This is a genomic window from Herbiconiux aconitum, assembly GCF_024979235.1.
GTDB lineage: Bacteria > Actinomycetota > Actinomycetes > Actinomycetales > Microbacteriaceae > Herbiconiux > Herbiconiux aconitum.
Genome location: NZ_JANLCM010000001.1, coordinates 445,793 through 470,215, shown reverse-complemented (window position 1 = coordinate 470,215; position 24,423 = coordinate 445,793). Strand labels below are relative to the sequence as shown.

Below are 24,423 nucleotides of genomic sequence, written 5' to 3'. Positions count from 1 at the left end.
CGACAAGGAGTCCACAGATGAAATCGAGTCCAGCATTCGATCGCCGCGCGTTTCTCATGGGAGGCAGCGCATCCCTCGGCCTCGGCATCCTCGCTCTCGCGGGCTGTGCCACGACCCCGCCGCCGGGCGGCAGCGCCGGAGCAGGCGGTGCCACCGAAGTGAAGACCATCAGCCTCTACGGCAACTCCCTCGGCGAAGATTCGCAGAAGGCGGCCTGGCAATCCGTCGTCGACGGGTTCCAGAAGGCGTCCGGCGCAACGATCAAACCCGTGATCTACCCTTACGACCAGGCCGCGACCCAGTTGGCGCTCACCGGTCGTTCGGGCAAACTCCTCGGCGTGGGTCAAGCCGGACCATGGCAGGTGCTCTCGCCGATGGGCGTGCTCGCCGACCTCACAGATCTCGCCGACGGACTCGGCATCCCGCAGGGCGTGCTCGACACCTACACGATCGACGGCAAGCTCTACGTTCTGCCGCTGACCGCGGCCGGCATCGGCCTCATCGTCAACGGCGAGATCGCCTCGAGCGTCGGGCTGAAGTCGGGGTTGTCGACGGATGCCTTCGCCACCGCGCTCGAGAAGATCAAGAGTCAGGATTCCAGCCTGATCCCCTACGCGGCGGTCACCAAGAACCCCGACCTGAAAGACGCGGTGCATTGGATGTGGGGCTTCGGCAGCGAGGTCGTCACCGCCGATCTCGAGTGCACGATCGGCGACAAGGAGAGCGTCGAGGCCATGACCTGGTACAAGGGGTTGCAAGACCAGGGTCTGATCCAGCCGAACGTGGCGCGATCGGATGCGCGCATCCTCTTCGCCAGCGGGCGGACGGCCGTCTACGATGACGCCCCGCTCGCCTCGACCTTCGTGAAGACCAACGGCGCCGCGCAGAACGTCATCGACAACATCAGCACCATCAGCCGGCCGCAGCACAAGGGCAAGGACTCGTTCAACCGTGCCTGGGGTGGCGGCCTGTTCGTCACTGCAGGCGAGGGTGAGACGACGAGTCGCGACTTCGCGCTCTTCGCCGCGACCGACCTGGCCGCCGCCACGGCGCTCTACGAGCAATCGGCGGTCGCTCCGGCGGCGAAGTCGGTGGCCGACCAGATCCCGGCTCTCGCGAACGACACCTTCCAGACGGTCTTCCGCACCGAGGTCTCGGAGCACGCCCGCGGCGCCGCGTGGGACCGCATCGCCGTCACAGCGCAGGTGGACACCACGATCGGCGAGGGCGTCGCGTCGATCCTCGCCGGACAGGTCGACGTGCAGTCGGGTCTCAACGACCTCAAGCAGAAGGTGCAGAGCCTGCTCGACTCGAACGCGTGAGCACCGCGTCCCAGGCCTGACCGACACGATCGAGTGCCGCGTCGACGATCCCCAGGCGGGTGGTCGTCGACGCGGCGGGCGGGCAGCTGATCTTGAGCCCGATGAACGGCGGCTCAGCGCAGGCGTCCGCCGCTGAGAGGGTCGCCTCGAGCGCCGCGTCGTCAAGCAGCGAGGGGTCGTCGGGGTCGTTCGGATCGGCCGGCGGGAGGTGCACGTCGGCCCAGGCGCCGCCGCGGGCATCCGTCCGACCCGAGCAGCCCGAGAGCACGACTCCGGCGAGGAGGCCGGCCTCGCGCACTGCTCGAACGTGCTCGACCGGGGTGAGCGCACTGCCGCCCTCGATCGCCGACCGGCCCCAGTTGATCACCAGGCCGACCGGCGCCTCGTGCTGGGCGAACCGGCGCACGACCTCGATCTCGGCCTCCAGCTCGAGGAATCCTTTCGCCGCCGTTCGGCCGGGTCTCGCCGCGTCGCAATGTTCGACCACGAGACGTGCGCCGGCCCAATCCCAGCCGAGCAGTTCGTCGAGAGAGCGGCCCAGAGCATCCGCTGATGAGCCGGCGCCTGAGCGGGGAGCGGTCTGCAGCTCCACGAAGTGCACGACGGATCGGCCGGCGAGGTCGGCGAGACGCACCGAGGCGTCGCGCACCGATCGCGCCACGTCGACCGCGGAGCGTCGCCCGTCGGCGTCGAGCGAGGCGAGCCCGAACCGCGGCCGCGAGGAGAGGCGGCCGACGGTGTCGCCGACCAGGGTCGTGACGAGCTCCTTGTGGTCGCCCAGGCGTGCCAGCAGCCAGTCGTCGCCGTTCCGGTTGAACCGGTCGAGGTAGGGAATTTCGAGGCCGGCCACATCGGGTCGCCGCAGCAGGCCATCGAGCAGCGTGCGCTCGTCAGCGGCATCGAGGTCGGGCCCCGCGGCCGCGTAGGCGCCGACGATCACTTGGCGAGGTAAAGGGTTCGGTGCGCCGATCGTGTCGCACGTCGCGGTCATCGGGCCCGCTCGCCGAAGGTCAGGGGTCGGATGCGCTCGATGAGCCCCGTCGTGTGTTCTGCGGTGCGCATGATCTCCGCTGCCTTCTCGGGCCCCGGGAGGCCTGTGGTGTCGCCGACTGCCGAGATGACCAGAGCGGCCAGTCGCGAGCCGATCAGCGCGGCCGCCTCCGGATCGGCGCCGTCGAGTCGCGCCCAAAGATAGCCGCCGGTGAACGCGTCGCCTGCGCCCACCGTGTCGACGACCGTCGTGGCGACGGAGCCGAGATGGCGGGGATGCCCCTCGGGATCGATCCAGTGACATCCGCGCTTGCCGTCTTTGATGACGACCTCGCGGCATCCGGTGGACATCGCGGCATGCGCGATCTCGCCCGGGTCGGACGTGCCGAACAGGGCCTCGCCCTCGTCGGCGCCAACGATGAGGAGGCGGGTCACCGGAAGCGCGTCGCGGATCGCGGCGAGGCTCTCCTCCCATCGGCCGAGGGCGGGACGCAGATTGGCGTCGATGACGAGCCAGGTGCGCGTGCTGAACTCCGGGTGCCCCGCGAGCGCGCGGAACAGCTCCGCGGGCTGCTCGCCGAGGGCCGCGGTGAGGCCGGAGACGAGCACGGCGCGCGGGTGGTGGGCGAGGGCTCTCTCGAGTGCCTCCGGTCCGAGCCGCGATGCGGCCGAGCCGGCGCGGTAGTAGTGCACGCGCCGGGCATCCGAGCTCACCGGCTCTTTGAAGAAGATGCCGGTGGGCCGCGCGCTGTCGGTGTCGGCGTCGAGCGATACGCCGAGCCGGCGTGCGGTCTCGTGCACGCGCGCCGCGAAGGGATCGTCGCCGAGCCGTGTCACGAGGGCCGGCCGGCCGCCGAGAGCGGCCACGGCGGCGCAGGCATTCAGCTCGGCGCCGGCCACATGCACGCTGTACGCCGTCGCGGTCTCGAGTGTGCGGCCGGCGCCGGGCTCGAGCAGCACCATGGCTTCGCCGATTCCGACCACATCGCACCGCGGCCGCGAAGAGGAAACCGGGCTCACAGCCAACGGGCCCGCAGCTCGGGCTTCAGCCACGCGGCGGGAGACGAGATCGACAGGCCGCCGTCGACCGGGATGGTGGCGCCCGTGACGAATGAGGCACCCCCCGAGGCGAGGAACACCACTACGGATGCGACCTCCCCAGGCGAGCCGACGCGACCGAGCGGATAGCCCTCGCTCTCGTCCGAGCCGATCGCCGAGATGCTGCCGGGCTCGACGGCGTTGACGCGGATGCCCCGCGGCCCGTATTCGAGAGCGAGTTGGCGCACGAGGCCTTCGACGCCGGCCTTCGCCGCCGCGTAGGCAGGGAGTCCGGGAGCGGCCAGGGAGGCGTTGACGGAGGTTACCGCGACGATCGCCGACCCGGGTGCGAGGTGAGGGAGCGCTGCCCTCGTCGCGAAGAAGGCGGAGTCGAGGGTCGCGCCCACCGCGTTCCGCCAGTCGACGTCGCTGGTGTGTTCGGCCGAAGCGACCGGCATCTTCGCAGCGGCCAGAACGAGCACGTCGAGGCGGCCGAGAGTCGCTCGAGCCTCGCCCACCGCCCGGTCGGCTTCGGCGGAATCAGAGCAGTCCGCCACCACGAAGCCCTCATAGGCCTCGGATTCGAGCGGTGTGAGGCCGATGCCGACGACCCGGTCGCCGCCGTCGCGGAAGGCGGCGGCGATGGCCAGCGCGATGTCGGAATTGCCGCCGATCAGAGTGACTCCGCGACCGGTCACGCCCGAACCCCCGAACGGTAGGCGGGAAGACCGAGCTCATCGAGCACCACGTGCACGGCCTTCCGGCTGCCGGGGTCGAGGGTGGTGGCGGGGTACCGCACCCGGGCGTTCTCGATGATGCCCCGGGCGACGAGGACCTCCTTGTGCACGGCCCAGGCGATGCCGGGTTGCAGGCCGATCAGAATGAGCGGAAGGAGGCGCCGGAACGCCTCCCGCGCCTCCTCGTGGTCGCCCTGCTCCCATTGGTCGAGAACGGGTCTCAGCACATCCGAGAACTCGCAGGCGGGCATCGTGCCCACGGCTCCGCGAGCGTATTCCTCAAGGCAGAACTGGGCGTTCTGGCCTCCGAGCACCACGAAGGAGGGGTCATCGACCGCTTCGACCACTGCGCCCACCTTGGGAGTGGTGGGCGGCGCCTCGATCTTCACCGATCCGATGCGGTCGATTCGGGCGAGTTCCGCGATCAGCGACGGCGGTATCGCGACCCCGGTGACGCCCGGTGCGTCCTGCACCATCGTGGTCAGCCCGGTCGCCGCTGCGACCTCGCCGTAGAAGTCGACCAGGGTTCCCGCGGGCGGCTTCACCATGAACGGGGGGAGCACCATGAGGGCGTCGGCACCGCCCGCTTCCGCTTCGGACGCCTGCTCGATCGCCGTGGCCGTCGAGGTTCCGTTGACTCCGGCGATCACGGGAACCCGCCCGGCCGTGACCTCCACGACCGCGGCCAGGATCGATCGTCGGTCGATCGCGGTGAGGGCGAAGCCCTCGCTCGCCATGCCGAACACGGCCAGCCCGTCGACCCCGGCGTCCAGCTCGAACTCGACCAACCTCCGCAGCCCGACCGTGTCGAGCGCGCCGGACTCGTCGAACGGCGTCGCCAGAATGGGCATCAAGCCGCGCAAGGTCGTGACCATGGATCGTCCTAACTTCAGCGTCAATGCTGAGCTGAGCATGCGCGGAACATTTTCGCGCAATCGGCATTCATATTGTGAGTTAGCCTGCCATATATTGGATTCTATCGCCAGACGTGGGAGTGGAGAGTCATGACCGTTTCAGAAGACGCACGGATGTCTCGCGCATTGGATTCGGCTCTGGTCGACGTGCCGGTGGTGGGGATCGTGAGAACGGATGACGGTGACCACGCCCACGATGCGGTGTGCGCCCTGCTCGACGGGGGACTGACCGTGGCCGAAGTCACTTTGACCACCCCCGGGGCGCTCGCGGTGGTGCGTTGGTTGCGCGGCGAAAGTCGGGCGGGGGTGGTGATCGGGGCGGGTTCGGTGCGAACCGCCGCCGACGCGCTGGCGTCGATCGAGGCCGGGGCGGAGTTCCTCGTCACGCCGACGACGAATCCGGCGGTTCTGTCGCTCGCTCGCGAGGCGGGTGTGCCCGTTCTGTGCGGGGCGTTCACACCCACCGAGATCGAGGTGGCGAACGCCGCCGGCGCTCACCTCGTCAAGCTGTTCCCCGCCTCGATCGGGGGTCCGGCGTATCTGCGCGACCTGCTCGCGCCCATGCCGGAACTCCGGATCGTGCCGACCGGCGGAGTGAGCATCGACAACCTCGGCGAGTGGTTCGAGAGCGGGGCACCCGCCGTCGCGGTCGGGAGTGCCCTCGTGCCGCGCCAGGGGGCCGCGGCTTCCGACATCGCCGAGCGCGCCGCGCGCTTCGTCGCGGCCGCCGTCGCCGCACGAGGGCGGTACGCCCGGCCCGTCGCATGACCCGCGTCGTCGATGTGATTTCGGGCGACCGCTTCGCCCAGGGCGAATCCCCGCGGTGGGACGCCCGTCACGACGAGCTCGTCTGGGTCGACATGGCCACCGGTACCCTGCACCGTGGAACGATGGATTCGGCCGGACTGACCGTGATTGCATCGATCGGAATCGGTGGCCGGATCGGGTGCGCGGCGCCGATCTCCGACGATCCGGACGGCCTGATCGTGGCTGCCGACCGCGGTTTCCTGCGGGTCGGCCGGAACGGAGAGCTCGCGCCGACGCAGGTGGACGTGGCGCCTGAGGGTGCCTTCATGAACGACGGCGGATGCGACCCGGCCGGCCGGTTCTGGGCCGGCACCCAGTCGGTGCCGCGGGCGCCGCACTGCAGCCTCTACAGCCTCGAACCCGACGGCACGGTGATCGAGCGCCTCCGCGGGGTGACGGTGTCGAACGGCCTGAGCTTCTCGGCCGACGGTCGCACCCTCTATTACATCGACACGCTGCCCGACCGCGCGATCGACGCCTTCGACGTGGATGCCCGGGGCCGGCTCGGTAATCGACGGCGGCTTGCGGTGGTCGAGGGCGGCAATCCCGACGGTCTGGCCATCGATGAGGAGGGGGCGCTCTGGGTCGCGGTGTGGGATGCCGGTCAAGTGCGACGGTACGCGTCCGACGGACGACTGCTCGAGTCGATCGACCTGCCAGCGGTTCGGCCCACCGCCGTCGCGTTCGTCGGCAGCACTTTGATGGTCACGACTGCTTCAGTAGGCCTGCCGGCGCCCTCGCCCGAGGACGGCGCGATCCTCGCTGTCGCCCTCGATGTCGGCGGAGCGCCCGCGTCGCCCTACGGCCGGCCGGGCGTATGACTCAGGGGCCCCGCGTCCCCCTCACTGCCGCACGAGTGCTTTGAGAACAGCGACACCCCGACCAGAATGGATGCGGACGGTGATTCGCAGACATGGCACAGCACTCTGACGCGCAGGCGATCACGATCGACAACCCGTCGGGGCTCTCCCTCACCGTGTTGCCGCAGCGCGGTCTCGACATCGGAGAGGCGTCGTTCGACGGCGGCATCCTGAGTTGGGCGCCGGCCGGCGGTGTGCCGAAGGTGCCGGCCGCAGAAGGGCCCGAGCAGTGGCGGTCGACTTTCGGCGGCCTGGTCGCCACCTGCGGTCTCAACAATGTGGGTTGGCCGTCTGAGGGCTACGGGATGCACGGCTCCTTCACTCTTACTGCCGCCCACGACGTCTCCGTGGCTCGCGACGCCGGCGCGGTCAGCGTCACAGGCGTCGTCACCGACGGCGACCTGGTCTGTCATCGCTCGGTCGTCGTCACCGATCGATCGCTCGCCATCACAGACGTCGTCACGAACACGGCCGCGGCCGACCGGCAGGCGCCGATCCTTTACCACGTGAACTTCGGCGCCCCGTTCCTCGGTGCGGAACTCGTGGTCGACGGTGCGGTCGCGACGAGCATCCCGCGCGATCCACTGCCCGGGGCCCCGGTCGACTGGCGCCGGCCGGCCCGGAACGCGGTGTTGGACGACTTCGTGATCGAGCATCTCTGGGAGGCCGACGCTCCTCGCGTCATGACGCTCACCGACGCGGCCACCCGACGTCGGGTTTCGGTCGGATGGTCCGGTCTGCACAGACTGCACCAGTGGATCGACCTCACACCTCGCTATTTCGTGACCGCCATCGAACCGTCGAACAGCTCGGTGCAGGGCCGGGAGTTCGACCGCGCAGCGGGCCGCGCTCCGATCCTCCGCGCGGGTGAATCGCGCACCACCGGCGTGACGATCTCCTGCGAGAACCTGCCCATCTGAACCCCGACGCTCCGCTGGTTCGCCGGCCGTGGATTCCCTCGTGCGAAATTGTTCACCGAGGCGTACGTTCGGTCGCGCCGCCGGCGTAGCCCGCATCCGCGGGGCGAGCGACCGGCGAGACGGAGGTGCGACGTGTCAGAGAAGACGGATGCGGCGGGTGGGTCGCCGAAGCCGAAGACCGTGCGGAGCCTGGTGCCGGCCCGCATGGACAGGTTGCCGTGGACGAGGTTCCACTGGATGGTGGTGTTCGGTCTCGGGGTGTCGTGGATCCTCGACGGACTCGAGATCCAGATCATCGCGTCGAACGGCTTCCAGGAGTCGCTCGGCATGGACTCCCAGCAGGTGGGCCTGGCCGGCACCATCTACCTCGTGGGCCAGGTCGTCGGCGCTCTCGTGTTCGGGCGGCTCTCCGACAAGTTCGGCCGCAAGAAGCTCTTCATCATCACGCTCGCCATCTACCTTGTGGGATCAGCGGCCGCCGGCTTCTCGCCGAACATGGAGTTCCTCTTCGCGATGCGCTTCGTGGCGGGTCTCGGCATCGGCGGCGAGTACGCGGCCATCAACTCGGCGATCGACGAACTCATCCCGAGCCATTACCGCGGTCGCATCGACATCGCCATCAACGGCACCTACTGGGCCGGTGCAGCGCTCGGCTCGGTGGCCAACCTGTTCTTCTTGAACCCCGACAACTTCGCCGAGAACGTCGGATGGCGCCTGGCCTTCTTCATCGGGCCGATCCTCGGTCTCGTCATGATCTACATGCGCCGCCACATCCCGGAGAGCCCGCGGTGGCTGATGACCCACGGCAAGGAGGACGTGGCCGAGAAGACGGTCGACGACATCGAGGCGCGGGTGGAGAAGGAGTCGGGCAAGAAGCTCGACCCGGTGCCCGACGACCAGGCCATCGAGGTGGTGCCGCTCGACCGCATCCCGTTCAAGAAGATCGCCAGCGTGCTCATCCGCGACTACCCGAACCGCACGGTGGTCGGCTTGACGATGATGATCACGCAGTCCTTCCTCTACAACGCGATCTTCTTCACCTACGCCCTGGCCCTGCAGAACTTCTACGGTGTCGAGAACGACGCGGTGCAGTACTTCTTCTTCCCGTTCGCCATCGGCAACCTGGTCGGGCCGCTCGTGCTCGGGCACCTGTTCGACACCTGGGGCCGGCGCAAGATGATCCTGCTGACCTACGGCCTCGCCGGCGTCATCCTCACCATCTCCGGATTCCTCTTCCAGGCCGACCTGCTGAATGCCACGACCCAGACGGCCTTTTGGTGCGTGTCGTTCTTCTTCGCCAGCGCGGGCGCTTCATCGGCCTACCTCACGGTGAGCGAACTGTTCCCGCTGGAGATGCGGTCGCAGGTCATCTCCTACTTCTTCTCGATCGGCCAGATCGCCGGCTCCGTCGCCCCATTGCTGTTCGCGACGCTGATCGGCGAAGGCGAGGACCGCGGACCGATCGCCATCGGCTACATCGGCGCGGGTCTGCTGATGCTCGCAGGGGGGATCGTGGCGTTCATCTTCGGAGTCAACGCGGAGCGCAAACCCCTCGAGGCCATCACCAACCCGCTCTCGGCGGTGAGCTCCGGCAAGTTGAAGGTGGAGGGGGAGCGCACCACGCGGGACCGCGAACGGCAGACCTGAGAGCGTCGCTCGGAGGGGCGCTCAGCGCGCCGGTTCGAAGCGTGCGGCGAGGTCGTCGAGGAGGGGCCCGAAGCTGTCGACCATCTGGTCGAAGAACTCCTTCTCCCACTCCGCGCCGGTTCCGTAGGCACTCGTCACCACACGGAGCACACAGGACCCGCCGGATTCGGCTTCGATGAGGAATTCCGTCGCGATCGGCGTGACCGCGGACAGGGTCTCGTAGACCTCGGCCAGCGGCACGCCGATCGAGTCGAACCACTCGGCCATGTCGGGAGCGATCTCTTCGGGGCGTTCGGCGATCGGCCACGGCTCCTCGTAGGCGAAGCGCGTGTTCGGCGTGTAGTCGGTGACGACTCCGCGGGAGGTGTAGTCGCCGAGGTCGAAAGTCACCTGGCCTCCGGCCTGCGGTTCGAGCCGGGTGGGTGCCATCCATGACGCGATGCCGTCGGCCGTGGCGATCACCTCCCACACCTGTTCGGGACTGGCGGCCAGGGGGTAGCGGCGTTCCATCCGGTGCTCGACGCGTTCCGGTTCGTCGGGGCGGTTCATGATGACTCCTTCGGTCGGGGGTAGGACGAGAGGGTCAACCGATGCGGCCGGCCCTCGTCGTGGTGGTAGCGGGCGACCAGAGCAGCGATCGCCGATTGCAGTTCGGTGGCGAAGGCCGCCCGGTCCTCGGGCGAGGCGAACCCGATCACGGTGTCGACGGTGAGGGTCGGAAGGCGCGTCTCGGTCGTCGTGCTGTTCGCGATGGCTCCTACTTCGGAGACGGTGCGCGCGTTCACGGCGATGAGATACGCGGCCGACAGGCGGTCGGCGATCTCGTCGGGATCGACGGCGGCGTTCTGCAGCACGCCGGGCGAGACCACCAGACAGCGGGCCGACCGACGCATGAACCGCTCGTTGATGCCGCCCCACAGGCGGGTCTCCGCCTGCTCGATCAGCCCGTGCGCCTCGAGCGCCTTGAGGTGGTAGTTCACCTTCTGCCGAGTCGACCCGATCGCCGCCGCGACGGTCGTGGCCGAACCGGGCTCGCTCAAGGCGTCGAGGATCGAGGTGCGGATCGGATCGAGTGCGACCTCGACGGCGGCACTGTCGGTGAGTACTCGGATGTCCTCCATGCACTCAATCTAGAGCTTGACAGAAAAAGTTGTCAAGGGGTGGGGACGAGGGTCTCCAGTGCTGGGCGCGTGGCCAGGTAGTCCTCGATGCGCTGACGACGCTCGAACTCGTTGGAGTACGCGACCTCCACCAGCTCGAGCGAGATGCCGTCGGGGTCGTGGAAGTAGACCCAGCGCCATCCGGCGAGAGCGCCGTCGTCGAAGCCGTTGATGTCGGCGAGGAACTCCACCCCGTGGGACTCGAGTTCGGCCTTCTTGGCGACGATGTCGTCGACCCGGAGGGCGATGTGCATCGCGCCGAGGTAGTTCTGCTGGATCGGCTCGTCGTTGTCGACCGGCCGGTTGGCGTATTCCAGGAGCTCCAGCGTGGCATCCGACCCGATGCGCAGGAGCGCGTTCCGAAGGCGGGCCCCGGGCACACCGGTGCCGCGTGCCAGCGCTTCCCCCTCCATCCACTCGCTCGGCTCCTGCGAGAGCGGCAGGCCCAAGACGTCGTGATAGAAGTAGATCGAACGATCGAGATCCCGCACGATGATGGCCGTGTGGTGCACGCTTCGAATTGTCATTGTGTTGATTCCTTCTCTGTGTCCTCGTCGAAGACGAACATGACCTTGTCGGCTCGTCTCTCCTGCACCATCCGGAACGCGGTCGGCGCCTCGTCCAGCGTGAAGCGGTGGCTCACGGTGACTTCCGGCGTGATCCCGTGACGCAGGATGAATCGCACCATCTCGTCGTATTCATAGATGGGGAAGACCCATCCGCCGATCACGGTCAGCTCTTTGCGCAGGAACTGCTCGCTGGGGTTGATGGTCGCCGAGGAGGATTCCCCCACGAACGCCGCGCGCCCGAGGCGGGCTGCCGCGTCGAGAGCCAGGTTCTCGCCCGCAGCGTTGCCGGAGCAGTCGATGGCGACCTCGGTGCCGCGGCCGTCGGTGAGCGCCAGGATCTGCTCGAGCGCCGTGCCGTCGCTCACGTCGACGACATGATCGGCGCCGAGGGTGCGAGCCAGCTCCAGACGGTGGGGCACCAGGTCGACCGCGATGACGTCTGCACCCCGCGCCTTCGCGACGAGAACCGCGGCCGCGCCCATCGGGCCAAGGCCCACCACCGTCACGACATCCGTTCCCGACACCCCGAGGCGCTTCTGCGTGTGGTACTGGGTGCCGAAGTTGTCGACCATCACCGATCCGGCCTCGTAGGAGAGCTCGGGCGGCAACTGGAGACACACTGCCTCCGGCACGACGATGTATTCGGCGTCGCCCCCGTCGACGTCGAAACCGACGCACTGCCACTGCAGACACTGCTCGATGTAGCCGGCGCGACAGAACTCGCAGTGCATGCATCCGATCGACAGATGCACGGCGACCCGATCGCCCACGGCGACGCTCCGCACCCCCTCGCCGATCTCGACCACGTCTCCTGCGGCCTCGTGCCCGGGAATGATCTTTCCGCTCCCGGCCAGGTTTCCACCCACGACCGCATTGCCGGAGTAGAGCGAGAGGTCGCTGGCGCAGATCGCCGACGATCGCACTTTGATGAGCACCTGGTTCATCGAGGGCACCGGAATCGGTCGCTCGACGACCTCGACCGTGCCGTCGCCGGGCAACAGGACTGCCTTCATGTCTCCTCCAGGAGGGGGTTTCACTTGATTGCTCCGAAAGCGAGTCCCGACACCATCTGACGGCGCAGAAGCACCATGAGCACCAGAATCGGTGCGGCCGTCAGAGTGGCGGCCGCCGTGATGTTGCCCCAGTCCGTGCCGTAGAGGCCCGTGAACTGCTGCAGGCCCACCGGCGCCGTCTTGGCGCCGCTGCGGGTGAGGGTGAGCGCGAACAGGAATTCGTTCCACGTCAGCACGATGGTCAGCACCGCCGCGGTCGCCGCCGAGGGCACGAGCAAGGGCCAGATGACCCTCGTCAGGATGGTCCACGACGACGCGCCGTCGACCATCGCGGCCTCCTGCAGCTCGTAGGGGAGCTGGATGATCGAGCTGCGGAGGATCCACACCACGATCGGCAGGTTGAAGGCGGCGTAGGGGATGATGAGCGCGATGTAGGTGTCCATGAGCCCGAGCCGACCGACGATCAAGAAGATCGGAACGACCGCGACGATCGGCGGAAACATATAAGTGGAGAGAATCCAGTTCGACAGGCCTTTGCGAGCTCGGAACGACCGCATCGACAGTGCGTACGCCGCGGGAACCGCGAGGATCAGCGCCAGTGCGGTGGACCCGAGGCTGACGATCGCGCTGTTCAAGAGGAGATTGGCGAAGCCCTCCGAATTCCCGGCGCCCGGCAGGAGCACCGCCGCGTAGTTCTCCAAGGTGGGCGTGAAGATCCACGCCGGCGGGATGTCGTTGGCCAGAGCGGTCGGCTTGATCGAGGTGATGAGCATGAACACGATCGGCACCATGCTGATCACGAGCCACAACCACAGCCAGGTGCGGCCCGCCAGCCACAGCGTCAACGCGCCGGGACTGACTTTGCTGGTGCGAATACCGGACTGGCTCATGACATCTCCTCAGGGTCTGCTCGGCGGCCGATGACTCGCTGCAGCAACGGGATCAGCAACGACAGCAGCACCAGGAAGATGACCCCCAGGGCGCAGGCCAATCCGACGTTGAAGGTCTGCAAGCCGATCCGGTAGATGCCGAGGTTGATGATCTCGGTGGAATCGCCCGGGCCGCCGCCCGTGAGGATCTTGAACGAATCGAAGGTCTTGAACGCTTGGATGGCCCGCAGCACGACGGCGATCGAAAGAAACGGGAGCATCTGCGGCAGGGTGATGTGCCAGAACATCTGGGCACTGGACGCGCCGTCGACCATCGCGGCTTCGCGCGGCTCCAGCGGAAGCGATTGCAGCCCGGCCATCAGGATCAAGGCGATGAACGGGGTCCACTGCCACATGTCCAGGATGACCAGCATCAGCCAGGCCGTAGTCGGATCGCTGAGCAGGTCGGTTCCCTCAGGCAGGCCGAGGAAGCCGAGGTAGTACCCGATCCAACCGAAGTTCGGGTTCAGCAGCTGCTTGAAGACGATCGCCGCCGCGGCCGGCGTGACGGCGAACGGCAGCAGCATGATGGCGGCGCCGAAGCGGTTGGCCCGGGTCTGCCCCGACAGCGGGAGCGCCAGGGCGAACCCGGCGGCCAGCTCCAGCGCCACCACCACGACCACGAAGGCGATCGTCACGAGGAAGGAGTGCTGGGTCGACGGATTCGTGAGAGCGGTGATGAAGTTGTCGAAACCGACGAACTTCCCTGCACCACCGAGAACGCGGTCGTTGCGGAACGCGGAGTAGAGCACGAAGATCGCGGGCCCGATGGTCAGCGCGCCCAGCACGATGAGGCTCGGCGCCATGTAGAACCACGGCGAGCTCCGCTTGCGGGGGCGCGGCGGCCGGCTCCGCGCAGGCGGATCGATCCGCTGCACGGGCCGTTCCACCGACGGCGCCAGGGTTCTGGTCATCGCACGCGCCCTTTCGCTCCGACTCCGCGCCCGCTCACTAGTTCCCGGCTCCCAGCAACGACTGCACCCTGTCGGCCGCCGAGCTCAGTGCCTCCTCGGGCGTCGACGCCCCGGTCGCTGCGTCGTTGACCGCGACGGCGATCTCGTGGCTGATCTCGGTGTAATTGGGCACCCGCGCGCGGCCGACCCCCTGGGCGAGCGAATCGCCGAGCGTCTCGTAGAACGCAGCTTCCGGATTGTCGCTCGTGACGCTCTCGTAGGCCGAGACGCGGCTGGGGTGCATCTGCAGTTCCGTCATCGCGGTCTGCTGCTCGCTCGCCGTCATCCAGCTGATGGCTTGGTAGGCCCATTCCTTGTTCTTCGAGTTGGGATTGATCGAGAGCATCCAGGTGCCGAAGTGCGGGCCTTCTGCCTGCTGTCCGGGCATGGGGGCGTATCCGATCCGGCCGCCGGCGTCGGAGACGGTGGGCGAGAGCGCCATGGGGCTGTAGTTCCAGGTCATGGCCGTCAGTCCGCTGGCGAACGAGTCGGCCGTGGTTCCCCAGTCGGCCGAGGTGCTGCCGGGAGGCACGTTGCCGCTCTGCGCGAGATCGGCGTAGTAGGTCAGGGCATCGACGCCCTCGGGCGTGTCGAAGGTCTGCTCCCCATCGGGGTTGACCAACGTTCCGTCACCGCCGAAGGATGCGAGCAGGGTCTTGAAGTCATCGGTGGCCCAGTCACCCACCCCGGCCATGATGGTCGTTCCGTACAGACCCTTGTCGGGCTGCGTGAAGAACTCGGCGACGTCGGCGAAGTCCTCCCAGGTGGTCGGCACAGCGAGGGGCCGGCCGTACTCCGCGGCGAACGCGGCCTGTTGGGCGGGATCCTCGAAGAGGTCGGCCCGGTAGGCCATGGTCGCCACGTTCGCCTGGATCGGCAGACCGAAGACGTCGAAGCCCGAGTCCGTGATCGAGCCGATGTCCGGTGCCGACTCCGCGTCGTCGAATCGCTCCGTGGGTGAATCGGCCTTGTAGACCGCCGTGTCGTAGAAGACCTTCGGGATGAAGTCACCCAAGTCCGACTCGGGGGCGTTCTTGTTGAGGGCATCGTTGCTCAGGTACGACCCGAGGGGCTCGAGGCTCTGAACGAGGGCGGGCGCCCAGGGAGTGTCGACGATCACGATGTCGTAGTAGTCGCTGGCCGATGCGAACTCCGAGAAGACCTTCTGCTGGAGGGCGTCGTACGGCATGTTGTCGATCTCCAGATCGACCCCGTAGGCCTCCTTGAATCCTGGAACGAGCGACGCGATGGCTTCGTCGCCTGCCGAGGCGTCGCCGTACAGCACTCTGAGCTGCTGCGGCTTTTCGGCGTTCTCATCCGGACCGCTCGAGCCGGCGGTGCAGCCGGCCAGCAGCAGAGATGCTGCGCCGAGCAGAGCCCCGGCTGCCAATAGGGGTCGTCTGAAGGTGCTCCTGGGAATCATGGTTCGACCTCGTCGTCTGATTGATCGTGCAAGAGGATGCGCCGCTAGGGCGTTCGGCGATTGCCGTTAGATCTGTAGTGAAACTACCTAGACAGTCTTTCGGGCGCAACCCTTGATGCGATTTTGGGCAAAACAGACGTTACATCTTGCATTCTGGGAATGTTTACTACAAGATAAGGCCAACACGAGGAGGTGGCGGCCGGAGCACGACGGCGTGGTCGCCGTGCCCGAACGCGCCTCCGGGGTCTACTGCGTGGCGCCCGGCGAGCCGCTGAACGGCGGCTCGATCGCCGGATCGACCTCGTTCATGAACGCCCGCGCGATCTGCTCCCAGTCGGAGCCCTCGATGTAGCCCTCTTTGCCGTCGGGCGTCAGGGTCGTGTACACCGGCTCGTGCTCCTCGCCCTCCGGCGACTTCACCACCAGGTAGCCGAACATCGTGCCGTCGCGGGTGATCGTCCATCGCGGCGGGCCGCCCGCGAGCGTGTAGCTGAATCCGCGATGTTCGATCGTCAGGTTCTCGGACTCCAGTGCCATCATCTACTCCTTCTCGGCTGCGCGACGGGCTATGGATGCCCGGATCGCTTCCTCATCGACATCGATGTCGCCCGCGTCATCCGGGCCGCCGACCCCGGGCACCGATTTCACGGCAGCCTCGTCGATGTCCGGGTCGTCGAAGTGCGCGGAGGTGCGGGGTTCGTCCTGTGCCTGCTCGGTCTCCCGACCGCTCGCCGGGCTGTAGGACATGTCCTTCTCCACGGTGTCTTCGTCGTTGCCGCTCTGGATCGCCATGGTTCCTCCTGGTGCTACGGATGCGCCTCCGACGCGAGACCGGTGACCGTTCCGACGGTACGCCTGAACGCCCGCGAATCGTAGGGAGGGCACCCGTAGCCCAGCGCACTCGGAGTCTGGACCTCCGCGCGACAGCGACAGTACAGTGGCGGCATGGGGCATCCGGGCCCGGTGCGGCGATCCGATGTGGCCGGTGCGGTGACGATCCGGCGGCCGGTGCGCGTCGTCTTCGCCGTCTGCTCCGAGTTGCGCAATCTTCCGCGTTCGGTGGGCGACGTCGTCGACGTGCGGCCGCTCGGGCACGACCGATACGAATGGACGGTGGCGGGACCCGCCGCTATCCGCGTGCGGCTCACGGTGGAGGTCACGGCGCGCGAGCCCGACCGGGCGCTTGCCTATCGCTCCCGGGGCGTTCGCGGAATGCGGGCGCAGTGGCTTTTCCGGTTCGAGGAGACCGACCAGGGTTTCTGTCGCGTGCACGAGACCATCCGTCTGCCGTTCGGGGCGCTGGGGGCGGCGGTTTTGAGAGCGGTCGGCAAGAACACGTCGGTGGAGCTCCACGCCAACCTCCGCCGGTTGAAAGACGTGCTCGAGTCGGACGATCCGGCGCGATGACGAACCCGGCTCACGCCCTCCCCGACGCCGGAGGAGCTGCCGCGGCGTCGGCTCGCGCGAGGTCGCGCGCGATGTCGGCCACCGCATCCCGCCCGGCCCGATTCGCACCGACGGTCGACTGCGAGGGGCCGAAGCCGATCAGGTGGATGCGGTGGTCGCGTTCGACCCGGGTGCCGCGCAGGGTGATGCCACCCTCGGGGTTCTTCAGCTGCAGCGGATCGAGGTGCGCGAGCGCCGCCCGGAATCCGGTGGCCCAGAGGATGACGTCGACGGAGGTGAACGTTCCGTCGGCCTCCCGCACGCCGTGCGGCTCGATCGCGGTGAACATCGGCCGCCGTTCGAGCACGCCGCGGTCGCGGGCTGCGAGGGCGTATGGCGTCCAGGCGAGACCGGTGTAGGAGACGACGCTGCCGGTGCGGTGCCCGGCCTCCACATCGGCCACCACCTTCGCGATCGTGTCACGGCCGATGGTCTCGTGGTCGAACGCCCCGGGCAAGAAGAAGGGCTCGCGGCGGGTGTACCAGGCGGTCCAGGCGACACGCGAGATCTCCTCGAGCTGCTGCACCGCCGAGATCCCCCCGCCGACGACCGCGACGCGGTGACCCGCGAACTCCTTCAGATCGCGGTAGTCGCTCGTGTGGAGCTGCCGACCGAGAAAGGTGTCCTGGCCGGGGTACACCGGCAGCACGGGGTTCGTCCACGTGCCTGTGGCGTTGATCAGGTACCGGGCGCGCCAGGTTCCGTCGCTGGTGCTGACGACGAGGTCCCCGCCGAGGCTGTCGTCGGCCCGTTCCACTGTCGTGACCGTCACGGGGCGGAGGATCGCAAAGTCGAAGTGCCGCTCGTAGTCGCCGAAATACTGTGGCACGGCGTCGCGGCTGGGTCGGTCGTCATCGACGGGCGGTTGGGCGAAGCCGGGGAGATCGAAGATGCCGTTCACGGTCGCCATGCGTAGCGATTCCCACCGATGCTGCCAGGCGCCCCCCGGGGCGACTTCGGCGTCGAGCACGACATAGCTGCGCTCGGCGCGAGGGTGGTCGACGGCGCTGACGAAACCGCGTCGCTGCAGGTGGTAGGCGGCCGACAGGCCTGCTTGACCGGCGCCCACGATCAACACCGTGGCGACCCGCTCCACTTGCTCACTCACCTCCCGTTCAACGCGCCGGCGCCGGAGATGTTCCCGCGTCGCGCGTGCTGTAGCGCAGGGATCACGTTAGGTTCGTGTCGGAACCAACACCATATGGAGGGAATCATCATGAGCACCACACCCGCAGCACAGACACCGCAGACCGCCCCCGCCGGGCAGGACTTCCCCGGCAAGACCCTGGGCATCGTCGGCCTGATCCTTGCGATCTTCTTCAACCTGATCGGCCTGATCGTCTCGGCGATCGCGCTGAGCCAGTCGAAGAAGGCCGGCTACAAGAACACGCCGGCGCTCGCCGGAGTCATCGTCGGAGCAATCCTGCTGGTGATCGGCATCATCGTCTCCATCGTCGTCGGCGTCACCGCCGCCGCCACCATGAGCACCATGAACTACTGATCCGCTCGCGGAGACGACGAACGCCCCGCCCGCCTCCGTAAGGAGTGCGGACGGGGCGTTCGCCTTGTGTGGGGCTAACCCTCCGTGGAGCGGCGTCGACGGATCGTCATCAGCACGGCCAGTCCGAGCCCGGCCACCAGCAGCAGACCGCCGATGACGAGCGGGGCGCCCGTCGTGAAGCCCGTGTTGCCGAGCTGCGAGGCGTCCGACGTGGTGGGAGCCGGCGTGCCGATGCTCGTCGGAGCATCCGTCGGCGGCGTGCCCGGGTCGGTCGGGGTTCCGGGGTCGCCGGGCTCTCCCGGATCGCCGGGATCACCTGGGGTGCCCGCCTCGACCAATTCGATCGACGCCGACACCACGACGGTCCCGTCGGCACGCTGCACCTCGACGGTGTGTTCGCCGGCTTCGATCGCGTCGGGGATGTCGGCGGACACCGTCAGCGCTCCATCGGCGTCGCTCGTCGCCGAGCCGAGCAGCACCGGCTCGGAGTGCAGGTAGACCGAGTAGGCGGTCGCGACGTCGAGGCCGGTGGCCACCACGTCGAGGTGCCCGCTGGTCTCCAGTGTTCCCGTCACCGTGACGGCCGGCTTCGGGTGCTCCGGCTCATCCGTGTCCTCGACCACGATCGTGCGCTGCACGCTCGTCGCGTTCCCGGCGGCGTCGCTCACGGTGTAGCTGAGCACGTAGCTACCGGGCGTCGCGGTGTCGACCGTTCCGGTCACAACGATGGCAGCTGTCACATCGCCGTCCACGTCGTCCGTCGCGCTGACGCCCGCCAGCGGATCGAAGGCATCGCCCTTCGTGACGGTGTCGTCGGTCGGCAGGGTGATGACCGGCGCCTCGGTGTCGTGGATCACTGGCGCGAGGCCGTCCACGGCGGAGCGCAGCGCGGTGTAGGCGGCGAGGTAGTCGTCGTACGACGTCTCCTCGCCCACCGAACCGGCCGCGGCCAGCGCATCCGTCACCGCGGCGAAGCTCTCCGGGGTGTACAGCGCCGGATCGAGCGCCGCCGCCTGCGGAACGAGCTCGGCGAGCTGCCGGATGACCTTCCATTCGAGCTGACCACCGGCCAGGTTGAGCGCCCGGAGTGCTGCGCCGAGCGCCTCGGTGGTCACGGCCGGGTCGGCCGCCACCGCACGGGCGTTCTCGAGCGCCTGGGTGAAGGTGCGGAAGTCGATGGCCAGGTAGCGGTCTCCCAGCTCCTCGAGCGGCTCGAACGCGGCGATCGCGTCGGTCAGCGGCGTCAGGTCGACGCCGTAGCCGAATTCGAGCCAGTCGATGTTCGCGACATACGGATGTCCGCCGTCGGCCTGGGTGCGCAGCACCAGGAACACGGTGTGCGCTCCCGTGATGCCGCTCGGCAGGTCGACCGTGGTGGTGGTGATCGCGTTCCACGCGTTTCCGGAGACCGGGAGCGGCACCGTGGTGAACGGCTCACCGCCCTTGGAATCGAGGAACACGTCGATCCGTGAGTTCTGACCGCAGCGCGACGAGTTGTTGACGTAGCGCACGGTCACCGAGGTCGCGGCCTGCGAACCGAGGTCGATCCCGTCGTACTGCAGCCAGTCGCCGTCGTGCGTGCCCTTGAGATTCGTGTAGGCAACGCCCGAGGGGTCGGTGTTGTTCTCGACACCGAGGTCGCCGCCCGAGTTGGCCGTGAAGTCCTCGGCCTCCAGGTGGAACGACGTCGGCACATCGACCGGAGCGCTGCCGAACTGCAGCCAGCCGACGTTCGCGACGTAGGGATTCTGCGCCGTGGCCGTCGGAGCCGTGAACACGATGTAGACATCCTGCACGCCGGTGAAGACGGTCGGATCGAGGTCGAGCGTCGTGGTGTTGTAGGTGCCCCAGTTGTCACCGGTGAACCCGGCGAGCGGCACGGTGGCCGTGGCCGGCGCATCCAGGCTGCCGAGTCGGATCTCGACCCGCGTGTCCTCCGTGGTTCCGTTGTGCGGCTTGTCGAAGCTGACCTGGATGTGGTCGGCCCCCTTCGCGCCGAAGTCGTAGCCGCTGTAGGCCGCCCACTCACCATCGTTGAGGTTCTGGAAGATGGGGAGCGAGTGGTCGATGCCCGGGTGCAGCTCCGTCGCGTTGGTGGTGTCGAGCCGGTCGAACTTCACCGAGCCATCCGGTGCGGCGCCCGCCGTGAACTGGAACGAGTCCAGGTTCGCGATGAAGGGAAGTGCGCCGGTGACGGTTCCACCGAACACGAAGTAGACGCTCGACGCGCCGGCGAGCACTGTGCGATCGTCGATCGCGGCGGTCACCGTCGTGTAGTTGTTCCAGTCCGGACTGTTGTGCGGCAGCGCGACGGTCCCCGCGAGCGGGCCGTCGGGGGCGTCGGCGTGGATCTCCACGAAGGAGTCCGGCGCCGTGCGTCCGGCGTTGGCGACGTACCGGATGTCGATCGCGCCGGGAGCGCCGGTCGAGAAGTCCATGCCGTCGTAACCGACCCAGCTCCCCGGGGTCACCCCGCCGAGGTTGATCGCCTCGTTCTTGAGCCCGCCGCCCGACCAATGATCGGATGCCTCGCCCTCCAGCCGGCGGAAGCCGCCCTCGCCGAGCACCAGACCGTCCATCGCCGTGTTCACGGTGAAGTAGGCCTGCTGCAGGGCGACCTCGGAAGCATCCGGCGCGTCGAGCAGCGCCTTCGCCTTCGTGAGCGCTTCGCTCAAGGCCGCGAAGCTCTGCGGCGAGTAGTTGCCCTGGTGAACCAGGTGCGCCTCGTCGTAGAGATCCTGCAGCCGCGAGTGCCAGTCGGCGCCGACGGTCAGGGTGAAGGGGCTGAGCGAGCTGAGGCCGTCACCGGTCACCTGCCGCGAGGTGACACCACCCGCGAAGGCGGCGTCGTCGAGCACGAGGCTGAACGAGCTCGGTGCGATCGTGGTGAGGGTGCCGTTCACCTCGAGGGCGAGCGTGGTGGCATCCTGCCGCACGAGCGTGGCGCTGAGGCCGGCCGGGAGGCCCGCCAGGTGCGCGGTGCCCGTGGCGAGCAGGTCGGTGCCGGTCGCGCCGGCGAGCGTTGCGCCGCCGTGCAGTGTCAGCGTCGCCTGATCGGCCGTGGCCCCCGACTCGTCGGCCTTGAGGCCGATGTCGTCGGCCGACACGGTGTATCCCGTGTAGCTCACCTTGAACGTGATCGTCTGAGCAGCAGCGCCCGCCGAACCGGCGAACGCCGAGTCGGTCAGGGCGACGTTCAGATCGTCGATGTCGTCGGAGGGCAGGTGGATGCGCGAGGTTCCCGAGAGCGAGAGTTCGAGCGATCCGGCGCCCTTCTTGGTGGCGCGCAGAGCCAGGCCGTCGGGCAGGTTCTCTGCCGTGACCGCTCCGCTCGCGGCGAGGTCGTCGCCGTTCGCGCCGGCGAAGGTCGCCTTCGTGGTGCTGAGGGTGACCGTGGAGCCGATGGTGCCGTCGTTCGCGTCGGACTCGGTGAAGACGCGCGCCGACGAGACGATCGGGTTGCTGCCGCTGCGGTCGTAGACCCCGCTCGACACGTGGTCGCTCATGGAGTAGTCCATGGGCCCGTCGGCCGCCCAGCCGGAGGCCTTCTCGCCCATTTGGAACGTGACCGCGCCGCCGGCGTGGATCTCGTCGCTGGTGAGCCAGGTGCGGTCGAGGCTCTGGCCGTTCAGGTCGGCCGACTGGATGTAGAACGAGTCCGGCGAGACGCCGTCGGCGTTGATCGCGAAGGTGCGCCCGTCGTGCAGGTCGATCGTCATCCTCTCGAAGATCGGCGAGCCGATCTGGAAGCTGTTCGATCCGGAGACCACCGGGAACAGGCCCATGGCGTCGGCCACGAAGGTGCCCGACATCATTCCGGTGTCGTTGTCCTGCGTGGGGAGGAAGCCGTCGGAGTCGAGTTCGAACACCTTGTCCTTGATCGGCGGACGGAACTCGCCGCCACCCGAGGAGACCTCGCTGGTCGAGTCGGTGGCGATGTAGCGGTTCCAGCTCGCCTTGGTGGCGATGGTGCGGGCCCAGTACTGCGTGTGGCTCGGCTGGCCGACGTAGTTGAACAGGTAGGGAGCCTGCAGGTCGATCTCGTTGGCGTTGGAGTGGAGCATCCGCGAACCGTCGTCGGGAGCCTGCTCGCCGAAGAAGTAGTCGATCGCCGACTGGGCGTTCTTCTGACCGCCCATGAGGTCGATCATGCCGCCCATGTCGTTCGCGACATACCAGTTGTACTGCCAGAGCGTGCCCTGGTAGAGGTTGGCCGCCTGGAACTGCTCGGGGTCGACGTTCGTCCAGAAGTTGCCGTTGCCGTCTTTGGGCATGATCATGCCCACCTCGTCGCCGGCCGGGTTCGTCCACGCATCCTTGTCGAACAGGTTCGTGTAGTTGGTGGCGCGGTTCAGATAGAACGCCTCGTCGTCGGTCTTGCCGAGGGCGTGCGCGATGAGCGACATCGACCAGTCGTCGTATGCCGTGCCGAGCGTGTCGCCCGGCTGGTCGGCGAGGTAGCCGCGCGCCGTGTTGGCGGCGTCGTTGTAGCCGCCGCCGACGTGCTTCTTCAAACCGGCGAACGCGAGGTCGAGTCCCTTGAGGTTGACGCCCTTCGAGACGGCGTCGGCGATGACGACGGAGGCGCGCTCGAACCGAACCGTGGGCACCGACTGCTCCAGCGACGAGACCGAGCCGGCCCCGCTGTTCGCGAACTCGGCGAAGAGGTCGACCAGCGACTGCGCGACGTCGTGGTAGACATCCGGGTAGGCGATGCCGAGGATGGCCTGCTTGCGGAAGTCGTCCCAGAGTCCCCAGCCGTCGTAGTGCGTGTAGCCGTCGGCCTGGTAGATCACGCCGTCGATTCCGCGGTAGGTGCCGGTGGTGCTCGTGGCGTTCACCGGCGATCCGAACATCCGGTAGAGGTGCGTGTAGAACAGCTGCTCGAGCGTGCCGTCGGGGTCGCTCGTGGTGCTGCTGTCGACGGCCACCGTCGAGAGCACCTGGTTCCAGGCGGCCTTCGTGCCCTCACGGACGTCGGCGAAGGAACGGCCGCCGATCTCGTTGGCCATGTCGGTCTTCGCCTGGTCGGTGCTGATCGGCGAGAGAGTGGTGTTCAGCTGCACCTGGTCGCCGGCCGCCACATCGAAGTCGATGATGGCGCCGATGTCCTTGCCCTGGCGGCTCGCCGAGTCGTCGAGGGTTCCGGCGGCGTCCCAGGTGCGGATGCCCTTCACCGGGCCGGTGGTCTCGGCGTAGTAATAGAGACGGTAGTTGTTGCCGTTGAAGCCGCCCGCCACGAAGCCCGAGAAGCTCGCCCGGCCGTCGGGCAGGATGGCGGTGTCGAGGGTGGCGTCGTTACGGCCGGTGTAGTTGTTGCGCAGGTCGAACACGAGCGAGGCCGTGCCGGCGTTGGGGAAGGTGTAGTTCTGCAGCGAGCTGCGCACATCCGCCGTCATCTGCGCGTCGATCGGCGCGCTGCCCGGGGTGTTGGAGACGCTGCTGTCGGTGCCCTGCGTGGTGGTGAGGTCGACCTGGTAGTAGCCGGGCGTCGCCTCCTCGTGGTCGTGCGAGTAATCCTTGGCGTAGGAGTTCGTCGACGGGCGCGTCGTGTACTGCACGTAGGTGGGAACCACGAGGAGGTCGCCGCCGGCGCCCGATCCGCCGACGCCGTCGAGGTTCGTCGAGGTGAAGCCCGCGATCTGGTCTTCGGCGTAGTCGTAGCCGGTGTGCGAGCGGCCCGGCGTGGTCATCGGGTTGAGTTTCGCGAGACCGTGTGGGGCGAAGGCGCCCGGCATGTCCTGGCCGAAGTCGTCTTCGGTCGAGACGAAGGGGTCGACGAGCCGGGTGTAATCGGATGCGTCGGCGGCCGTGCTGCCCGTGCTCATGACGGGAGCGGCGGATGCGCTCGCCGCCACCCCGAACCCTGGCATCAGGCCGGCTGCGACCACGGCGACGACCGCCGGGATCGGCAGCAGGCGGTGGAGCCTTCGTTCCGGGCGGGCCCGGCGGTTTCGGGGGGCGTTCTCGACGCCCGTCCTGTCGTCTGCGTGTGCCACGTCGTTCCTTCTGTCCCCTGCGCGCTTGTACGCCGAAGACGCGGCGTACAAGCGCGCACCAGTGCTGCGATCGATGAATCCGTCGCCGCCCACGAGCGCGGGCGGCGACAGCTCCTGAAGATCGCAGCGCCAGGTGGACCGAATCCGTCCGGAAAGCGTCCGGGGTCGGAACGAGCAGGAAGCGGTTAGTTCACC

22 protein-coding genes are annotated in these 24,423 nt (G+C 68.0%); 7 read left to right on the top strand and 15 right to left on the bottom strand.

Going from position 1 to position 24,423, the window contains the following annotated elements; translation table 11 throughout:
• Positions 1–17 precede the first annotated feature (17 nt).
• Positions 18–1,322, top strand: a complete 1,305-nt coding sequence (locus tag N1027_RS02145; protein ID WP_259504630.1) for an ABC transporter substrate-binding protein — start codon at positions 18–20, stop codon at positions 1,320–1,322.
• Here N1027_RS02145 and N1027_RS02140 read toward each other — a convergent pair.
• Genes N1027_RS02140 through N1027_RS02125 form a run of 4 tightly spaced genes read right to left on the bottom strand, consistent with a single transcriptional unit; the run spans position 1,282 to position 4,962 of the window.
• On the bottom strand, positions 1,282–2,313 hold the full coding sequence (locus N1027_RS02140) for a DUF4862 family protein (RefSeq protein WP_259504627.1): 1,032 nt from the start codon (positions 2,311–2,313) through the stop codon (positions 1,282–1,284). The two genes, N1027_RS02145 and N1027_RS02140, sit on opposite strands and share 41 nt — an antisense overlap.
• The gene (locus N1027_RS02135; protein WP_259504624.1) at positions 2,310–3,296 is read right to left on the bottom strand and encodes a sugar kinase; all 987 of its coding nucleotides are present in this window, start codon (positions 3,294–3,296) and stop codon (positions 2,310–2,312) included. The genes N1027_RS02140 and N1027_RS02135 overlap by 4 nt, the downstream gene beginning before the upstream one ends.
• 32 nt (positions 3,297–3,328) lie before the next feature.
• On the bottom strand, positions 3,329–4,048 hold the full coding sequence (locus tag N1027_RS02130; protein WP_259504622.1) for an SDR family NAD(P)-dependent oxidoreductase: 720 nt from the start codon (positions 4,046–4,048) through the stop codon (positions 3,329–3,331).
• On the bottom strand, positions 4,045–4,962 hold the full coding sequence (locus tag N1027_RS02125; RefSeq protein ID WP_259504621.1) for a dihydrodipicolinate synthase family protein: 918 nt from the start codon (positions 4,960–4,962) through the stop codon (positions 4,045–4,047). Before N1027_RS02125 ends, N1027_RS02130 begins: the two co-directional genes overlap by 4 nt.
• A 129-nt stretch (positions 4,963–5,091) precedes the next feature.
• Between N1027_RS02125 and N1027_RS02120 the strand changes: the two genes are divergently transcribed.
• The 4 genes from N1027_RS02120 (at position 5,092) to N1027_RS02105 (ending at position 9,235) form a co-directional block, all read left to right on the top strand.
• A complete protein-coding gene (locus N1027_RS02120; protein WP_259504619.1) occupies positions 5,092–5,769 on the top strand; it encodes a bifunctional 4-hydroxy-2-oxoglutarate aldolase/2-dehydro-3-deoxy-phosphogluconate aldolase in 678 nt (225 codons plus the stop codon).
• Positions 5,766–6,629, top strand: a complete 864-nt coding sequence (locus N1027_RS02115; RefSeq protein WP_259504617.1) for an SMP-30/gluconolactonase/LRE family protein — start codon at positions 5,766–5,768, stop codon at positions 6,627–6,629. Before N1027_RS02120 ends, N1027_RS02115 begins: the two co-directional genes overlap by 4 nt.
• Positions 6,630–6,721: 92 nt before the next feature.
• A complete protein-coding gene (locus N1027_RS02110) occupies positions 6,722–7,588 on the top strand; it encodes a DUF4432 family protein (RefSeq protein ID WP_259504616.1) in 867 nt (288 codons plus the stop codon).
• Between the two features lie 132 nt (positions 7,589–7,720).
• A complete protein-coding gene (locus tag N1027_RS02105; RefSeq protein WP_308199766.1) occupies positions 7,721–9,235 on the top strand; it encodes an MFS transporter in 1,515 nt (504 codons plus the stop codon).
• A 21-nt stretch (positions 9,236–9,256) separates the two neighbouring features.
• Here N1027_RS02105 and N1027_RS02100 read toward each other — a convergent pair whose 3' ends face one another.
• The 9 genes from N1027_RS02100 to N1027_RS02060 form a co-directional block, all read right to left on the bottom strand.
• Positions 9,257–9,784 carry an SRPBCC family protein gene (locus N1027_RS02100; protein WP_259504614.1) on the bottom strand — a complete coding sequence of 176 codons (528 nt, stop codon included), beginning with the start codon at positions 9,782–9,784 and terminating at the stop codon, positions 9,257–9,259.
• Positions 9,781–10,356, bottom strand: coding sequence for an ArsR/SmtB family transcription factor (locus N1027_RS02095; RefSeq protein ID WP_259504611.1), 576 nt, complete (start codon positions 10,354–10,356; stop codon positions 9,781–9,783). The genes N1027_RS02100 and N1027_RS02095 overlap by 4 nt, the downstream gene beginning before the upstream one ends.
• 32 nt (positions 10,357–10,388) lie before the next feature.
• Entirely contained in the window at positions 10,389–10,922 is a 534-nt protein-coding gene (locus tag N1027_RS02090; RefSeq protein ID WP_259504608.1) for a VOC family protein, read from the bottom strand.
• Positions 10,919–11,977, bottom strand: coding sequence for a zinc-binding dehydrogenase (locus N1027_RS02085; RefSeq protein ID WP_259504605.1), 1,059 nt, complete (start codon positions 11,975–11,977; stop codon positions 10,919–10,921). The genes N1027_RS02090 and N1027_RS02085 overlap by 4 nt, the downstream gene beginning before the upstream one ends.
• A gap of 20 nt (positions 11,978–11,997) precedes the next feature.
• Positions 11,998–12,867, bottom strand: a complete 870-nt coding sequence (locus tag N1027_RS02080; RefSeq protein ID WP_259504602.1) for a carbohydrate ABC transporter permease — start codon at positions 12,865–12,867, stop codon at positions 11,998–12,000.
• Positions 12,864–13,820, bottom strand: coding sequence for a carbohydrate ABC transporter permease (locus N1027_RS02075; protein WP_259504600.1), 957 nt, complete (start codon positions 13,818–13,820; stop codon positions 12,864–12,866). Before N1027_RS02075 ends, N1027_RS02080 begins: the two co-directional genes overlap by 4 nt.
• 37 nt (positions 13,821–13,857) lie before the next feature.
• Positions 13,858–15,249 carry an ABC transporter substrate-binding protein gene (locus tag N1027_RS02070; RefSeq protein ID WP_259504598.1) on the bottom strand — a complete coding sequence of 464 codons (1,392 nt, stop codon included), beginning with the start codon at positions 15,247–15,249 and terminating at the stop codon, positions 13,858–13,860.
• A 279-nt stretch (positions 15,250–15,528) separates the two neighbouring features.
• Positions 15,529–15,819 (bottom strand): hypothetical protein, encoded by a 291-nt coding sequence (locus N1027_RS02065; RefSeq protein ID WP_259504596.1) that lies wholly within the window; start codon positions 15,817–15,819, stop codon positions 15,529–15,531.
• 3 nt (positions 15,820–15,822) lie between these two features.
• On the bottom strand, positions 15,823–16,074 hold the full coding sequence (locus N1027_RS02060) for a hypothetical protein (protein ID WP_259504593.1): 252 nt from the start codon (positions 16,072–16,074) through the stop codon (positions 15,823–15,825).
• A gap of 153 nt (positions 16,075–16,227) precedes the next feature.
• Here N1027_RS02060 and N1027_RS02055 point away from each other — a divergent pair, with 153 nt between their 5' ends.
• Positions 16,228–16,689: an SRPBCC family protein gene (locus N1027_RS02055; protein ID WP_259504591.1), complete on the top strand. Its 462-nt coding sequence runs from the start codon at positions 16,228–16,230 to the stop codon at positions 16,687–16,689.
• Between the two features lie 10 nt (positions 16,690–16,699).
• Here N1027_RS02055 and N1027_RS02050 read toward each other — a convergent pair whose 3' ends face one another.
• The gene (locus tag N1027_RS02050; RefSeq protein WP_259504590.1) at positions 16,700–17,836 is read right to left on the bottom strand and encodes an NAD(P)-binding domain-containing protein; all 1,137 of its coding nucleotides are present in this window, start codon (positions 17,834–17,836) and stop codon (positions 16,700–16,702) included.
• A 108-nt stretch (positions 17,837–17,944) separates the two neighbouring features.
• Here N1027_RS02050 and N1027_RS02045 point away from each other — a divergent pair, with 108 nt between their 5' ends.
• Positions 17,945–18,229, top strand: a complete 285-nt coding sequence (locus tag N1027_RS02045; RefSeq protein WP_259504587.1) for a hypothetical protein — start codon at positions 17,945–17,947, stop codon at positions 18,227–18,229.
• A gap of 74 nt (positions 18,230–18,303) precedes the next feature.
• Here N1027_RS02045 and N1027_RS02040 read toward each other — a convergent pair whose 3' ends face one another.
• On the bottom strand, positions 18,304–24,228 hold the full coding sequence (locus tag N1027_RS02040) for a glycoside hydrolase domain-containing protein (RefSeq protein WP_259504586.1): 5,925 nt from the start codon (positions 24,226–24,228) through the stop codon (positions 18,304–18,306).
• Positions 24,229–24,423 lie beyond the last annotated feature (195 nt).

Bases quoted from the DNA above. Each gene is read 5' to 3' on its own strand.
- N1027_RS02140 (WP_259504627.1), bottom strand. From the start codon at position 2,313: ATGACCGCGACGTGCGACACGATCGGCGCACCGAACCCTTTACCTCGC.
- N1027_RS02095 (WP_259504611.1), bottom strand. From the start codon at position 10,356: ATGGAGGACATCCGAGTACTCACCGACAGTGCCGCCGTCGAGGTCGCA.
- N1027_RS02055 (WP_259504591.1), top strand. From the start codon at position 16,228: ATGGGGCATCCGGGCCCGGTGCGGCGATCCGATGTGGCCGGTGCGGTG.
- N1027_RS02080 (WP_259504602.1), bottom strand. From the start codon at position 12,867: ATGAGCCAGTCCGGTATTCGCACCAGCAAAGTCAGTCCCGGCGCGTTG.
- N1027_RS02060 (WP_259504593.1), bottom strand. From the start codon at position 16,074: ATGGCGATCCAGAGCGGCAACGACGAAGACACCGTGGAGAAGGACATG.
- N1027_RS02090 (WP_259504608.1), bottom strand. From the start codon at position 10,922: ATGACAATTCGAAGCGTGCACCACACGGCCATCATCGTGCGGGATCTC.
- N1027_RS02085 (WP_259504605.1), bottom strand. From the start codon at position 11,977: ATGAAGGCAGTCCTGTTGCCCGGCGACGGCACGGTCGAGGTCGTCGAG.
- N1027_RS02100 (WP_259504614.1), bottom strand. From the start codon at position 9,784: ATGAACCGCCCCGACGAACCGGAACGCGTCGAGCACCGGATGGAACGC.
- N1027_RS02110 (WP_259504616.1), top strand. From the start codon at position 6,722: ATGGCACAGCACTCTGACGCGCAGGCGATCACGATCGACAACCCGTCG.
- N1027_RS02065 (WP_259504596.1), bottom strand. From the start codon at position 15,819: ATGGCACTGGAGTCCGAGAACCTGACGATCGAACATCGCGGATTCAGC.
- N1027_RS02045 (WP_259504587.1), top strand. From the start codon at position 17,945: ATGAGCACCACACCCGCAGCACAGACACCGCAGACCGCCCCCGCCGGG.
- N1027_RS02125 (WP_259504621.1), bottom strand. From the start codon at position 4,962: ATGGTCACGACCTTGCGCGGCTTGATGCCCATTCTGGCGACGCCGTTC.
- N1027_RS02145 (WP_259504630.1), top strand. From the start codon at position 18: ATGAAATCGAGTCCAGCATTCGATCGCCGCGCGTTTCTCATGGGAGGC.
- N1027_RS02075 (WP_259504600.1), bottom strand. From the start codon at position 13,820: ATGACCAGAACCCTGGCGCCGTCGGTGGAACGGCCCGTGCAGCGGATC.
- N1027_RS02120 (WP_259504619.1), top strand. From the start codon at position 5,092: ATGACCGTTTCAGAAGACGCACGGATGTCTCGCGCATTGGATTCGGCT.
- N1027_RS02115 (WP_259504617.1), top strand. From the start codon at position 5,766: ATGACCCGCGTCGTCGATGTGATTTCGGGCGACCGCTTCGCCCAGGGC.